Consider the following 14866-nt stretch of genomic DNA (forward strand, 5'->3'; position numbering starts at 1 on the left):
GCATGCATATTGACCACACAACAATTGTTAGAAACTGTGAATCAATTTAAAAAAGAAATCAATATTGCTTCAACAAAGTCAAAAAATGAAGCATTAGAAGCAATGGCGCTAGCTTTGTTAGAAGATACAGATGCTATTTTAAAAGCAAATGCAATAGACTTAGAAAAAGCTAAGGGACATATCTCTGACGTGATGTTGGATCGTTTGAGATTGGATGAATCTAGAATCCAATCAATGGTTGAAGGTATTCAACAAGTAGCTCAATTATCAGATCCAGTTGGAGAAGTCATTGAAGAAACAGTCGGCGCACAAAATATTCAAATTAAGAAGAAAAGAGTGCCATTTGGTGTGATTGGAATTATTTATGAGAGCAGACCAAATGTTACATCAGATGCAGTAGCATTATCGATTAAGAGTGGAAATGCGGTTGTATTAAGAGGTGGCAAGGAAGCATATCAAAGTGCTTTTGCTATTGTGACAGCCTTAAAAAAAGGATTAGCCAAAACAAGTATTTCTCCAGAATGTATTCAATTAGTCAGTGATACGAGTCGAGAAAGTGCGATGGCATTAATGAAAGCAAAAGGCTATATCGATGTGTTAATTCCTCGAGGTGGAGCTGGATTAATTCGTGCAGTTATTGAAAATGCGATTGTCCCGGTTATTGAAACAGGCACAGGAATTGTGCACATTTATATTGATAAAGATGCAGATTTAGCTAAAGCAATAAAAATAGTCAAAAATGCTAAAATGAGTCGTCCATCTGTATGTAATGCGATGGAAGTTTGTGTGGTTCATGAAGCTATTGCACCTCAATTTTTACCATTATTAAAAGCAACTTTAGTGGACAATCATACTCCAGCGGTTGAGTTAAGAGTGGATGAAAAAGCAGCTCAATACATTTCAGGAGTGAAAGCTCAAAAAGAAGATTTTGATACGGAGTTTTCTGATTATATTATGGCTGTAAAAGTTGTAAGTTCGATTGAAGAAGCAGTGGGTCATATTGAAACGCATAGTACTCATCATTCCGATGCGATTATTTCAGAATCAGATGATGCGATTGAATTCTTTACAACAAGAGTGGATAGTGCTGCGGTTTATGTGAATGCTTCTACTCGATTTACTGATGGTGGAGAATTTGGCTTGGGATGTGAAATGGGAATTTCCACTCAAAAATTACATGCTAGAGGGCCAATGGGGTTAAAAGAAATGACAACTTATAAATACATTGTGTATGGAGAAGGTCAGGTGAGATAAGATGAAAACGATTGGAATCATCGGTTTAGGAAATATGGGAAGCGTCATTGCGACAATTGCGGCTAAACATGAAACTTATCAACTATTACTTGCTAACCGTACTCATGAAAAGGCAGTAAATTTAGCAGAAAAATTAAACGCTACAGCAGTTACTAATAGACAAGTTTTTGAACAAGCAAATGTGATTTTTTTAGGAGTAAAACCAAATCAAATTCAAGAGTTATTAGAAGAAAATAAGAAGATTTTACACCAACGAGAGTCTATCCTATTGATTAGTATGGCTGCTGGAGTGACTTTAGAACAATTAGAGTCAATGACAGATACGCGTCATCGTTGGATTCGTATGATGCCAAATACACCACTACAAGTAGCAGAAGGTGTGATTAGTTTTTCTCTTGGGAAAAATGTGACTACATCGTATAAAGAGGAATTTGTTCGTTTGCTTCAAAGTGCAGGTTTACTAATAGAATTACCGGAATCTCAAATCGATGCTGCTACAGCATTAGCAGGTTGTGGCCCAGCTTTTGTTTATATCTTTATTGAAGCATTAGCAGAAGCAGGAGTGAGTATGGGCTTATCTAGAGAAGTTGCGCTGCAATTAGCGACTCAAACAGTAAAAGGATCCGCAAGTATGGTTGGTGAAACGAAGGAGCATCCAGCTATTTTAAAAGAAAAAGTTTGCAGCCCAGGAGGATCAACAATAGCTGGAGTAATTTCATTAGAACAAACAGGATTTAGATCTAGTATCATCGAAGCGACTAGATGTGCTAAACAAAGAACAGAAGAATTAGGCAAGTAAAGAAGTTAAAATGAAATCAATTCTTACTCGATGTGAAAAAAATAGTACAAAACTATGTGTTAAATAATCATATGAATTGAGTTTGTGAGATTTTTGTAGTATAATTTCTGAGTTGAAAAGAGGTTTGAGTGATGGAAATTCCATTTTTAAGCGTATTCCATCACTTTCATTTTGTTACAAATTGGAGGAAAACATGAAATTAAGAAATGATATTCGTAATATTGCCATTATCGCTCACGTTGACCATGGTAAAACAACATTAGTAGACGAATTATTAAAACAATCAGAAACATTAGATGCACGTACAGAATTATCAGAACGTGCAATGGACTCAAATGATATTGAACGTGAACGTGGTATTACGATTTTAGCAAAAAATACTGCTGTTCAATATAAAGGTACTCGTATTAACATCATGGATACACCAGGACACGCGGACTTCGGTGGAGAAGTAGAACGTATCATGAAAATGGTAGACGGTGTAGTTTTAGTTGTAGATGCTTATGAAGGAACAATGCCTCAAACACGTTTTGTATTGAAAAAAGCATTGGAACAACATTTAACACCAATCGTAGTAGTGAATAAAATCGACCGTGACGCTGCTCGTCCAGAAGAAGTAGTCGATGAAGTATTAGAATTATTTATCGAATTAGGAGCAGATGATGATCAATTAGAATTCCCTGTAGTTTATGCTTCAGCCCTAAACGGAACTTCTAGTATGTCAGATAATCCTGCAGACCAAGAACCAACAATGGACTATTTATTCGATACAATTATTGAACATATTCCAGCACCAATTGATAATTCAGATGAGCCTTTACAATTCCAAGTATCATTATTAGACTATAATGATTATGTAGGACGTATTGGTATCGGTCGTGTATTCCGTGGAACTGTAAAAGTTGGGGACCAAGTATCTCTATTAAAATTAGATGGAACGAAGAAAAACTTCCGTGTTACAAAATTATTTGGTTTCTTCGGCTTAAACCGTTTAGAGATCAATGAAGCAAAAGCAGGAGACTTAATCGCTGTTTCAGGAATGGAAGATATCTTCGTTGGGGAAACTGTAACACCAGTAGATGTACAAGAATCATTACCAGTGTTACACATTGATGAACCAACATTACAAATGACATTCTTGACAAATAACTCACCATTTGCAGGACGTGAAGGAAAATACGTAACAGCACGTAAAATCGAAGAACGTTTAATGCGTGAATTACAAACAGACGTATCTTTAAAAGTAGAACCAACGGATTCACCAGATGCATGGATTGTATCAGGGCGTGGAGAATTACACTTATCAATTTTAATTGAAAATATGCGTCGTGAAGGATATGAATTACAAGTATCTCGTCCAGAAGTAATTATTAAAGAAATTGATGGCGTAAAATGTGAACCATTTGAACGTGTACAAATTGATACTCCAGAAGAATATATGGGTTCAATTATTGAATCATTAAGTAACCGTAAAGGTGAAATGCAAGATATGCAACATAGTGAAAATGGACAAGTTCGTATCGTATTCTTAGTACCAGCTCGTGGATTATTAGGATATACAACAGAGTTCTTATCAATGACTCGTGGATACGGAATTATGAACCACACATTCGATCAATATTTACCATATATTGCTGCAAATATTGGCGGACGTAGAAATGGTGCATTAGTATCTACAGATACTGGTAAATCAACAACTTACGGAATTATGGGTGTAGAAGACCGTGGAGTTATCTTTACTGAACCAGGTACAGAAATTTATGAAGGAATGATTGTTGGGGAACACTCTCGTGAAAATGACTTAGCGGTTAATATTACGAAAGCAAAACAACAAACAAATATTCGTTCAGCAACGAAAGACCAAACTTCTGTGATTAAAACACCGAAGAAATTATCATTAGAAGAATCATTAGAATTCTTATCAGATGATGAATATTGCGAAATCACACCAGAAACTATTCGTTTAAGAAAACAAATCTTAAACAAAGGTGAGCGTGAAAAAGCAAATAAACGTAAAAAACAAGCAGAAGCTGAGAATAATTAATAGTTAGAATAATTAAGCGTGACTTTTTGGAATGCCAAAGAGTCACGTTTTTTGTATTTCTAAACTAAAAAAATTTCACAATAAAGGTTATCATTTGTATTGTGAATATTATTTATTATAGAATATAAATGACAACGATTTCAAAACAAGGAGGAGATATTATTGTTTCAAAGTAAAGAATATCAAGAAAAACAATTACGTTATTCGATTAGAAAAGTAAGTTTTGGGGCTGCATCAGTAGCGATTGCATCCTTGTATTTATTCATGGGTAGTGCTGCAGTTTCTGCGAGTGAAGTTCAACATGTAAATGGAGAACACAATACTGTTACAAATAAAGAAGAAGCAAAGAAAAATGAAAATCATACTGAAGAAACTTTAGATAAAATAAGCTTAACAAGACTTATTGAAGAAATTGAAGACAAGTTTGCTAAAGGTACATACGCTAATAAAACAGAAGATAGTGTGAATCAATTAAAAACAGCTTTAGGTGAAGCAAAATCTGTATTAAACAATGCAAAAACACAAGCTGAATTATCACAAGCACACGCTAATTTAATTGTAGCAACAACAAAATTACAAACAAAACCAGAAGAGAAAAAAGAAGCACCAGCAGTAGATACGACAAATGGAAAAGCTACTGTAGGTAAAAAAGCAACAAATACTGAGAAAGCTTCAGAATCTAACTCGATTGCCAACTCAGGTTCTAGAGATGAACGTAATGGAAAAGCATTGAATAAAAATAAGCTATTCCGCGCGGATACGGCTACTACAAATGATGACCCATCTGCGAACCAAACATATACTGCACCATCTGAGAATGCTAGTTTAGCTGAATTAATTCAAAAATTAAAAGAATTAGCAGAACATATCGAAAATAATGATAAAATTAAAGATATTGATAGTATTGGTGCAACAAAAGATGTTGAAGTAGGTACTGTTAAAGAAATTGATGAATTTGGTGGATGGAAAGCAGTTGAGGGTGGTAAATTTGCTATTGCTAGAAAAACTGCAGAAGGTGTTTATCCTTTAGAAACAATTAACTCAACTTTAGATGATACTGTTTGGTTACAAGAGCAAGCATTTGATAGAAGAACAGAGTACACTTTACTACTTTCAAAGAGTATAACTAGAGCAAATAGAGATGAAACAGCTTGGGATGGTAGTGTATATAAACCAACTGGAGTAGCTGGAGGAGTTACCAAGAATGTTGCTAGATATAAAGGGATTGAAAAAACATTTACAGCTTATTCAACTTTAGATGGTTCTGATGTAATAGTTAAGTTTAAGCCAGGTTATGTTGGAGATAGTGATGGTTCTAAAGCTAACTATAAAGTTCAAGTATATAGTATTACAGGAAATCAAGAAACATTAGTATATGAAACAACTTTTGATCCCTCAAAAGACGCAAATGATGACAAAAAAATTGTTACAAAAGCAACGGATGGGAAAAATAAAGCAAAAATTAAAATTTCTAATACGCCGAATACTACTACAATAGATAGTGGTGTAGATAATACTAAACGTGTAGATTTTATTGGAAAAAGTGAAGCAGAAAAATTAATGGCAAAACCAGAGAATTTGCCTAATGGTGAATCAGGTACATTTACAAGTAAGCTTATTGCATTACCTAAAGGTGCAGATCATTATAAAGTTAGAATTAGTTTAGCTGATCAAAATCGTACAGGGATGAGTTATCAAGCATGGGATGAAAAATATTCAGTACCTGTTACGGGATTAGATTTTTCTATTGCTCAAGATACTAGTAATGTAGCGAGAAATCTTTTACAAAGAATTTATGATAAATTAAAAGCTACAGAATCAGCAGATAAAAATGGTAAAACTTCTCAAACAATTCAAGATTATGAAGCAGAATTAGAAAAAGTTAAAGCACTATTAGCAAATCCTGCTGCTAGAACACCTAATTTCAAGCAAGCTTTACAAGATTTGTTAGCTAAACAATCAAGCTTGAAAACTGATAAAACAGGATTAACGAATTCAAAAGCTGAATTAGATGCTTTAGTGAATGAAGATCTAACTCCTGGAAAAACAACTGATACTGCAAAAGCGTATAATGCTGCAAAAGAAGCAGCAAAAACTGAAATAGCAGCAGCTTTGACAGTGATTAATGATGAAAACGCAACACCAGAACAAGTATCTGCAGCTTTAGAGAAAGTAAATGCCAAAAAAACAGCTTTACAACAAGCTAAAGATGGTTTAATTGTAGCAGCAACAACAGAAGAAAAAGCTAAATTAAAAACAGACTCTGATGCGTTGAAAAAAGTTGATACAACTGGAAAAACAGCAGATAGTATTAAAGTATATGAAGCAGAATTTGAAAAATTAAAAGATCAATTAGAAGTGGCTAAAAATGAAGCTGCAGCAGTATTAGCAAAAGAAAATAATGCATCTAAAGCAGAAGTTCAAGCAGCTCAAGCAAAAGTAGATGCAGCGAAAACAGCTTTAGATAAAGCGGCAGAGTCATTGAAAGATATTGACAGAGATGCTGCTAAAAAAGAAATTGCAGATGCTGCTAAAAAAGCGACGGATGCTATTGAAGCTAGTACAAGCTTAACGCAAGAACAAAAGGCGGAAGAAAAAGCAAAAGTAGCTAAAGAAGCAAAAGATGCAACAGATGCTATTGATAATGCAACAACTGAAGAGGGTATCAACTCTGCAAAAGAAAATGGAAAACTAGCTATCGAAAAAGAAACAGCAATTACAGCTATTAATGCTGAAAAAGCAGCGAAAGAACAAGAAATTGATAATAATACTAAGTTATCTGATGAAGAAAAATCAGCGGCAAAAGCAGAGGTAGCAAAAGCAGCTATTGAAGCAGTAGAAGCTATTAAAAAAGCAGATTCAAAAGACGCAGTAGATGCAGCTAAAGCAGAAGGTGAAAAAGCGATTAAAGCAGTAAATCCAATCGGCAAAGAAAAAGTATTAGATGCTATTCAAAAAGCAGCAGAAGAAAAAATTGCAGAAATCGATAAGAATGATAAATTATCAGCTGAAGAAAAAGCTACAGCCAAAGCAGAAGTAGCAAAAGCAGCAATTAAAGCAGTAGAAGCAATCCAAAATGCAACTACACAAGACGTAGTAGATGCAGCCAAAGCAGAAGGTGAAACAGCGATTAAAGCAGTGAATCCAGTAGGAAAAGAAAAGGCCTTGGAAGCTATTCAAACAACAACAGAAGCTAAATTAGCAGAAATCGATAAGAACAAAAACTTATCAACTGAAGAAAAAGCCGCAGCCAAAGCAGAAGTAGCCAAAGCAGCAATCGAAGCAGTAGAAGGCATCCAAAAAGCAGAAATACAAGAAGCTGTAAATGCTGCACAAGCAAAAGGCGAATCAGCGATTAAAGCAGTAAATCCAATTGGTAAAGAAAAAGCATTGGAAGCCATTCAAACAGCAGCAGAAGCTAAATTAGCAGAAATCGATAAGAATACTAGCTTATCAGATGACGAAAAAGCCGCAGCCAAAGCAGAAGTAGCCAAAGCAGCAATCGAAGCAGTAGAAGGCATCCAAAAAGCAGAACACAAGAAGCTGTAAATGCTACACAAGCAAAAGGCGAAACAGCGATTAAAGCAGTAAATCCAATCGGTAAAGAAAAAGCATTGGAAGCCATTCAAACAGCAGCAGAAGCTAAATTAGCAGAAATCGACAAGAATACTAGCTTATCAGATGACGAAAAAGCCGCAGCCAAAGCAGAAGTAGCCAAAGCAGCAATTGAAGCAGTAGAAGCAATCCAAAAAGCGACAACGCAAGAAGCTGTAAATGCTGCACAAGCAAAAGGTGAAGCAGCAATTAAAGCAGTGAATCCAGTTGGAAAAGAAAAAGCCTTGGCAGCAATCAAAGTGATAAAAGATGCCAAGTTAGCAGAAATCGATAAGAATACTACTTTATCAGTTGAGGAAAAAGCTGCAGCAAAAACTGCTGTAGAAAAAGCATATAATGAAGCAGTAGAAGCCATCCAAAAAGCAGCAACGCAAGAGGCTGTAAATGATGCAGAAGCAAAAGGCGAAGCAGCGATTAAAGCAGTGAATCCATTCGGAAAAAAAGATGTGAATGAAGCGAAAGCAGCGGTAGAAGCTGCTGCAGCTGAAAAAATTGCAAGTATTAAAGCAAATCCAAACTTATCAGCTGAAGAAAAGGCAAAAGCAATTGTTGAAGTTGAACGTTTAAAACAAGAAGCATTAACTGCCATTGATAAAGCAAGAACAAAAGCAGAATTAGAAAAAGTTTTACGTACTTTCTTATATCAATTAGATCAAAAATCACTAGTTTATGATCGCCCAACTTTCAACATTGAAGCCTACATTCAAGCATCTATTACAGGAGTCGTAAAAGTTGAAGTTGGTAAAGCAATTACTCAAGCTGATATCATTGCTAAACTAAACTTACCGGAGAGTGTTACAGTCATTAGTGTAGACTTACCTGATATAAATACATTAGGTAGAACATTTGCTAAAGTAACTTTAAGATTACCTGATGGAACAGAAGTAACGGTATTTGTCCCAGTTGAAGTTGTTGAAAGCTTTAAAGAGGATAAACAACAAAATAATACTCAAGAAGATTCAAAACCAAAAGTAGTACCTTCTAATAATTCAGAACAACCTACTGTAACTCAAACGGAAGATGTAAAAGAAAATCCTTCAAATACATCTCAAGAATCAAAAGCTTCAAATCAAAAAGTATTACCAAATACTGGTACGGGTAATGAAATTTCAATCTTTGGTTCAGTAGCAATGACTGTGTTAGCAAGTCTAGGTCTTGTAGCTACATCAAAGAAAAAAGAAGAAGAGTAATATTAGAATAAAAGTTCTATAATGATTCGACAAATCCTGTTGGTGAGAAATCACCGACAGGATTTTTTTATAAATATATTTGTATAGATCCTTTTCAAGAATTCCTGTTAGAAGTATAATGAATGGTATTAAAGGGGAGAATTTTATGAATGAAGTAGATGTATATCAAACATTTATAGATGCTGAAAATTTTTACTATGACAAGTTTTGGTTAGGAGTTATTGGAATAGCTTTAACATTATTCTTTTTGCTGGTGATGCTTTTGTATGCGAATAAAAAGCAAAAGATTATTAGTCTTCTATTAGCAATTTTTTTAATCATTCCAACTGGAATATATTTAGGGAGAAATTTTGTAAACTACCATTCTACCATTCAGTGGATGAGCCAACTAACCCCAGCTGTGCGTGAGTATGTACGAAAGCCATTTTCAAAAGAACATTATTCTGTTGTTGAACAGGAAAGTTATCGTAGAAAAAATAATCCCAATCAATATCCTGACCAATTGTATCAAAAGACTCAACTTCAAGAAGGAATCGTTTATCTAGGAAAGGATAGAAATTTTATTTATGTTCAAATGGGGAATGATTCTTATAAACTATCGAAAAATCTATTAGAAATACGGGATACAGTTTCTTCAGCTAGTAGAATTGCTACACAGTATGTTCTAAAGGATAATAGATTTATACAAGAAGGATTTGTAGATGAATCAACTATTTTCTTAGAAAAAATTGTGATTCCAAAAGAATTAGAAAGTTTAGAAGTTGATGCTTCAATCGCTAACGCTTTAAAATCTAGTACTAAAAAGATGGGGACATGGACGATTTCATAAAGAGTAAAAAAACGAGACGATTTAATCGTCTCGTTTTCTATATAGTATTCAATTTTTCAAGTATCATTTGTCCAATTCGTTCGATATCTCTTTGAGTGCCACGTAATTCAAATTCATCTAATACAGGGAAGTGGAATCGCTCAGAATACTGGCGAGCGGTTAAACAAAATTGCTTGTTAAAGTTTCGATTTCCACTACCGACAATGCCGAAGCATTTTTTGTAATTGTTATTGTAGGCAAGAAAGTCTCCGAGAGGATTGGTGAGAATTTCAGTATAGCCTGTATCTACGCCATTTCCACCTTCTAAATAAGTTGGAAGAAATGCAATCGTAGGTTGTTCTAATTCAAAAAATTCTGTATGATCCCGAATGATGTCTTTAACATTGATTAATTGGATTTGTAAAGAGGATTGTTGAAATTTAAAATACTCGACTAATTTTGTGACAAAACTATAAGTATTGCCTGTTAAACTAATATATGCAATGGTTAATGATTGAGTCATATGATCCCTCCTTGATGTAAGTATGATAGCACAAAAAAATGATAAAACCAATGGAGTATAGGATGGAATGATAAAGAATTTTAATTTCTTGTAAATGTGAAAATGCATAAGACCTTGCTTTTCAAAAACTGCAAAATCGGCTATAATACTAAAGAAACGTTTAAGAAAAAATATAGAAGTGGAGATATATACATGTCAAATCAATTAGCTGCAGAAGTTTCTTCACGTAAGACTTTTGCTATTATTTCTCACCCGGATGCGGGGAAAACAACGATTACTGAACAATTACTATTATATGGTGGAGCGATTCGTCAAGCCGGTACTGTTAAAGGGAAAAAGACTGGTAAATTCGCAAAATCAGACTGGATGGAAATTGAAAAACAACGTGGGATTTCTGTAACAAGTTCTGTGATGCAAGTGGAATATGATGGAAACCATATTAATATCGTAGATACGCCAGGGCACGAAGATTTCTCTGAAGATACGTATCGTACATTAATGGCGGTAGATAGTGCAGTCATGGTTATTGACAGTGCCAAAGGGATTGAGCCTCAAACGAAGAAATTATTCGAAGTTTGTAGTATGCGTGGGATTCCAATTTTTACATTTATTAATAAATTAGACCGTGATGGTCGTGAACCATTAGAGTTGATTGCCGAATTAGAAGAAGTATTAGGTATTGATGCTTATCCAATGAACTGGCCAATGGGGATGGGAAAAACATTTTTAGGGCTATACGATATTTATAATAAGCGTGTAGAACTAATGCATCCTGAAGAAAATGGGGATAATGACTTCTTACCATTAAATGAAGATGGAGAAGTTGAAGGGGATTATGCGTTCAAACAATCAACTTTATATGAACAAGCCATTGAAGATGCTCAATTATTATTAGAAGCAGGAAATGATTTTAGTGAAGAAGCGATTGCGAATGGAAAATTAACACCAGTATTCTTCGGATCTGCCTTAACAGGTTTTGGTGTACAAACATTTTTAGATGCCTTTGTGGATTTTGCACCAAGTCCTTCAGCTAAGAAAACAGAATCTGGAGAAAAAGTTGAACCATTAGAAGAACAATTTAGTGGATTTATTTTCAAAATTCAAGCAAATATGAATCCGGCTCACCGAGATCGTATTGCCTTTGTCAGAATTTGTTCAGGAGAATTTACACCGGGAATGGATATTACCGTAAATCGTTCTCAAAAGAAAATGAAATTATCTCATACAACGCAATTTATGGCAGATTCTCGTGAAACCGTCAAAGCAGCAGTTGCTGGGGATATTATCGGGTTATACGATACAGGAAATTTCCAAATTGGAGATACGATTTATAGTGGTAAACAAGCAATTCAATTTGAACCACTGCCACAATTTACACCGGAATTATTCAATAAAGTGGCTGCAAAAAATGTGATGAAACAAAAATCATTCCATAAGGGAATTGAGCAGTTAGTGCAAGAAGGAGCCATCCAATTATATAAAACTTACCATACTGGTGAATATATTCTTGGAGCTGTTGGTCAACTACAATTTGAAGTATTTCAATACCGTTTAATGAATGAATATAATGCGGAAGTAGTGATGACCCCAATCGGAAGTAAAATTGCTCGTTGGATTGATGAAGCAGACTTAGATCCAAATATGTCTTCAAGTCGTAACTTATTATGTCGAGACAGATTTGACCAACCAGTATTCTTATTTGAAAATCAATTTGCGTTAAATTGGTTTAAAGACAAACATCCATCGATTGAATTAAAATCATTATTCTAATTAAAATAGCCGTAGAGGAAGAACGAGAATGTTTCTTTCTCTACGGTTTTCTTTTGTGTAAGGAATGTTTTAGGGAAATCTAACTGATTTTCAAGCGAAAATATGATACACTAATGCAGTAGGAGTTGGAGATTATGAAAAAGAAAGCTAATATAAAAACAAATGCCATTCGTATGGTAGAACGTCAAAAAGTTCAGTATCAAATTTTTGAATATGAATGGGACGAAGAACATTTGGATGCCGTTCATGTGAGTGAACAAATGGGCATTTCAGTGGAGCAAGTATATAAAACAATTGTATTACACGGAGATAAAACAGGTTATTTAGTAGCTTGTGTTGCAGCTAACCATGAATTAAATTTAAAAGCTTTAGCAAAAGCATCTAAAAACAAAAAAGTAGAGCTAATCCCAGTATCTCAATTAGAAAGTTTAACAGGATATATTAGAGGTGGCTGTTCACCTGTGGGAATGAAGAAAAGTTTTCCAACTTATATTGACTTACGTGCTAAAGAACAAGAGACGATTCGAGTTTCAGCAGGTAAGAGAGGAATACAAATGGAATTAACACCACAAGATTTACAACAGCTAACTAGAGCAGAATGGTTTGACAATCTAGAAAATTAAGAAGAAAGGAATTTATATGAGCGAAGTAAAAGAAGAAACAACTGTGAATGAATTAAATGAAGTTTTAGAAGAAATCGTCGCACCTCAAGAACAGGAAGTAGAACGTGTCGTATTTTGGGTAGACGAAACTCATGTGAAAATTAAAGAAGTACATTATGAAATTGTTGAAGATTATCGTGAAGGTTTTGAATTAGATGCCTTTAATGCACGTTATCAAGATATTTTTGACAAATATGAGTATATTGTTGGAGATTGGGGACATGAAAAATTACGTCTAAAAGGATTTTATGAGTCAAAAAATAGACTATCAACTCCAGATAAGGATATTGCTTACCTACAAGATTATATATATGAATTTTGTAATTTTGGATGTCGTTATTTTGTATTAAAGAGAGATCCAAACGTAAAACCAGTAGCTCTAGAAGATGAAGGAATTCCAAAACGTCCAAAAAATAAACAACAAAAAAGAAATAATAAGCGTTTTAATAATGAACGAGTGGAAGATAAGAACTTTAAAGGAAATACGCAAAAAAATAATCGTTTTACACCTAAAAAACGTAATTTTGATATGAAAGAATCACCAAAACAAGATTTTGGGTTGAAAGAAATGACGCATAAAGAAAGTTTGCATATGGATAATAAGCAATCTTCGCCACAAACATTGAAAAATAAACGTCAAGGACGTAATTTCTCAATAAAAGAAGTGGAACAAACAAAATATCAAAAAAATACACCAATGAAACAAAAAAATAATCATCCTAATAAGAGATTTGATATTCGAGAAAAACCACAAAAAAGAGGGAAATAAGCATGTATAAAGCATATTTTATTGATTTAGATGGAACAATGTATAAAGGAAAAGAACGTATTCCAACAGCAGAAGACTTTATTCGTCGCTTGCAGGAAGCCAATATTCCATTTTTATTTGTAACGAATAATGCTACCAAAACTCCACAACAAGTTGCTGATAATTTGAGAGAAAATTATGGAGTAGAAGTGACTAAAAATGAAGTCTATACAAGTGGAGTAGCAGCTATGGACTTTTTAGAAAGTCAAAACTTTGGCAAAAAATTAATGATTGTCGGAGAAGAAGCATTAAAATCTCAAGCAGTAGAAAGAGGATATGAACTTGTAGGGGAAAATCCAGATGTTGTTTTACAGTCACTAAATCGTGATACAACTTATGCTGAATTAGAAGCGGCCACTTTAGCCATTCGTGCGGGAGCAAAATTTGTTGTAACAAATATCGACTCTAATCTTCCAAGTGAAAAAGGATTTATTCCAGGATCAGGTTCTATTACAGCATTTTTAAAAATGTCAACACAACAAGAGCCAATTGTGATGGGAAAACCAAGTAGTATTATTATGGAATCCGCTTTAAACTATTTAAATCAACAATATCCTGAGCAACATTTTACTAAAGAAGATATTGCAATGGTTGGAGATAACTACCAAACAGATATTCAAGCTGGAATTCAGTATGGAATGGATACATTAATGGTTTTAACAGGATTCTCTACAAGAGAAGATTTAGAAGGAGTAGCACAGCCTACGCATCTAGTGAATAATTTAAGTGAGTGGAAGGTATAGGAATGTCAACAAACATTAGAAGATGGAGTTTTTCTATCGTTTTAGCACTGTTCTTATTAAGTACAGCGATTACCTTTGTCATCTTTTTTGAACCACTATTTCGAGGAGTCATTTTATTATTTGGCTTAGAACAGCACAGTGGAATTTCTACAGCAAAATTAATGGAAAATTATCATGTTTTAATTTCTTATTTAACAAGACCTTGGATTAAGGAATTAGTCATGCCAGATTTTCCAAGTTCTCCTCAAGGATTATTTCACTTTGAAGAAGTGAAACGTTTATTTATGATTAATTTTGTTATTGCAGTGATTTCTACGATTGTTTCACTTGTTTTGATAAGAAGGTTGAAAAAAGAAAGAAAATTATTCCTATTACTTACTCCTTTAAAAGGAATATTGTATGCAACACTATTATTTGTCGTCTGTTTAGTGAGCTTTTTTGATGTTATTTTTGTAAAATTCCATGAATTATTTTTCCATAATTCAGCATGGATATTTGATCCAAAATTAGATCCAATTATCGAAGTATTGCCAGAAGAATTTTTTATGATTTGCTTTTTAATTGTATTTCTATGGCTTGTCTTTGGAATTATAGGGATACGGAGATGGATTAAAAAACAAGAACACTTTTAATTTAAAAATATACTTTAG

12 protein-coding genes are annotated in these 14866 nt (G+C 34.0%); 11 read left to right on the top strand and 1 reads right to left on the bottom strand.

Annotation, left to right across the window (positions count from 1 at the left end; genetic code table 11):
- Nucleotides 1–6: 6 nt before the first annotated feature.
- The 6 genes from HMPREF0446_RS02340 to HMPREF0446_RS02365 all read left to right on the top strand — a co-directional run bounded on the left by HMPREF0446_RS02340 (nt 7) and on the right by HMPREF0446_RS02365 (nt 9731).
- Nucleotides 7–1254: a glutamate-5-semialdehyde dehydrogenase gene (locus HMPREF0446_RS02340; RefSeq protein WP_040507451.1), complete on the top strand. Its 1248-nt coding sequence runs from the start codon at nt 7–9 to the stop codon at nt 1252–1254.
- Between the two features lies 1 nt (nt 1255).
- Nucleotides 1256–2053: a pyrroline-5-carboxylate reductase gene (gene proC / locus HMPREF0446_RS02345; RefSeq protein WP_006703012.1), complete on the top strand. Its 798-nt coding sequence runs from the start codon at nt 1256–1258 to the stop codon at nt 2051–2053.
- A gap of 193 nt (nt 2054–2246) precedes the next feature.
- Nucleotides 2247–4097 (top strand): translational GTPase TypA, encoded by a 1851-nt coding sequence (gene typA, locus HMPREF0446_RS02350; protein WP_020991291.1) that lies wholly within the window; start codon nt 2247–2249, stop codon nt 4095–4097.
- Between the two features lie 162 nt (nt 4098–4259).
- Nucleotides 4260–7646: a DUF1542 domain-containing protein gene (locus HMPREF0446_RS02355; protein WP_020991292.1), complete on the top strand. Its 3387-nt coding sequence runs from the start codon at nt 4260–4262 to the stop codon at nt 7644–7646.
- A 65-nt stretch (nt 7647–7711) separates the two neighbouring features.
- Nucleotides 7712–8902, top strand: a complete 1191-nt coding sequence (locus HMPREF0446_RS08610; RefSeq protein WP_020991293.1) for a DUF1542 domain-containing protein — start codon at nt 7712–7714, stop codon at nt 8900–8902.
- Between the two features lie 145 nt (nt 8903–9047).
- Nucleotides 9048–9731 carry a hypothetical protein gene (locus tag HMPREF0446_RS02365; RefSeq protein WP_006703008.1) on the top strand — a complete coding sequence of 228 codons (684 nt, stop codon included), beginning with the start codon at nt 9048–9050 and terminating at the stop codon, nt 9729–9731.
- 37 nt (nt 9732–9768) lie between these two features.
- On the opposite strand, the gene nrdI is transcribed toward HMPREF0446_RS02365, so the two are convergent.
- A complete protein-coding gene (gene nrdI / locus HMPREF0446_RS02370) occupies nt 9769–10233 on the bottom strand; it encodes a class Ib ribonucleoside-diphosphate reductase assembly flavoprotein NrdI (RefSeq protein WP_006703007.1) in 465 nt (154 codons plus the stop codon).
- Between the two features lie 192 nt (nt 10234–10425).
- Here nrdI and HMPREF0446_RS02375 point away from each other — a divergent pair, with 192 nt between their 5' ends.
- From HMPREF0446_RS02375 to HMPREF0446_RS02395, 5 genes are all read left to right on the top strand, one after another.
- A complete protein-coding gene (locus HMPREF0446_RS02375) occupies nt 10426–12003 on the top strand; it encodes a peptide chain release factor 3 (RefSeq protein ID WP_006703006.1) in 1578 nt (525 codons plus the stop codon).
- Nucleotides 12004–12137: 134 nt separating this feature from the next.
- Nucleotides 12138–12626: a Cys-tRNA(Pro) deacylase gene (ybaK, locus tag HMPREF0446_RS02380; RefSeq protein ID WP_006703005.1), complete on the top strand. Its 489-nt coding sequence runs from the start codon at nt 12138–12140 to the stop codon at nt 12624–12626.
- A 16-nt stretch (nt 12627–12642) separates the two neighbouring features.
- Nucleotides 12643–13434 (top strand): YutD family protein, encoded by a 792-nt coding sequence (locus HMPREF0446_RS08115; RefSeq protein WP_006703004.1) that lies wholly within the window; start codon nt 12643–12645, stop codon nt 13432–13434.
- A 2-nt stretch (nt 13435–13436) separates the two neighbouring features.
- Nucleotides 13437–14216: a TIGR01457 family HAD-type hydrolase gene (locus HMPREF0446_RS02390; RefSeq protein WP_006703003.1), complete on the top strand. Its 780-nt coding sequence runs from the start codon at nt 13437–13439 to the stop codon at nt 14214–14216.
- Between the two features lie 2 nt (nt 14217–14218).
- Nucleotides 14219–14848, top strand: coding sequence for a TIGR01906 family membrane protein (locus HMPREF0446_RS02395; RefSeq protein WP_006703002.1), 630 nt, complete (start codon nt 14219–14221; stop codon nt 14846–14848).
- Nucleotides 14849–14866 lie beyond the last annotated feature (18 nt).

The sequence above is a fragment of the Granulicatella elegans ATCC 700633 genome, from assembly GCF_000162475.2.
GTDB classification, from domain to species: domain Bacteria; phylum Bacillota; class Bacilli; order Lactobacillales; family Aerococcaceae; genus Granulicatella; species Granulicatella elegans.

Bases quoted from the DNA above. Each gene is read 5' to 3' on its own strand.
- proC (WP_006703012.1), top strand. From the start codon at position 1,256: ATGAAAACGATTGGAATCATCGGTTTAGGAAATATGGGAAGCGTCATT.
- typA (WP_020991291.1), top strand. From the start codon at position 2,247: ATGAAATTAAGAAATGATATTCGTAATATTGCCATTATCGCTCACGTT.
- HMPREF0446_RS02365 (WP_006703008.1), top strand. From the start codon at position 9,048: ATGAATGAAGTAGATGTATATCAAACATTTATAGATGCTGAAAATTTT.
- nrdI (WP_006703007.1), bottom strand. From the start codon at position 10,233: ATGACTCAATCATTAACCATTGCATATATTAGTTTAACAGGCAATACT.
- HMPREF0446_RS02375 (WP_006703006.1), top strand. From the start codon at position 10,426: ATGTCAAATCAATTAGCTGCAGAAGTTTCTTCACGTAAGACTTTTGCT.
- ybaK (WP_006703005.1), top strand. From the start codon at position 12,138: ATGAAAAAGAAAGCTAATATAAAAACAAATGCCATTCGTATGGTAGAA.
- HMPREF0446_RS08115 (WP_006703004.1), top strand. From the start codon at position 12,643: ATGAGCGAAGTAAAAGAAGAAACAACTGTGAATGAATTAAATGAAGTT.
- HMPREF0446_RS02390 (WP_006703003.1), top strand. From the start codon at position 13,437: ATGTATAAAGCATATTTTATTGATTTAGATGGAACAATGTATAAAGGA.
- HMPREF0446_RS02395 (WP_006703002.1), top strand. From the start codon at position 14,219: ATGTCAACAAACATTAGAAGATGGAGTTTTTCTATCGTTTTAGCACTG.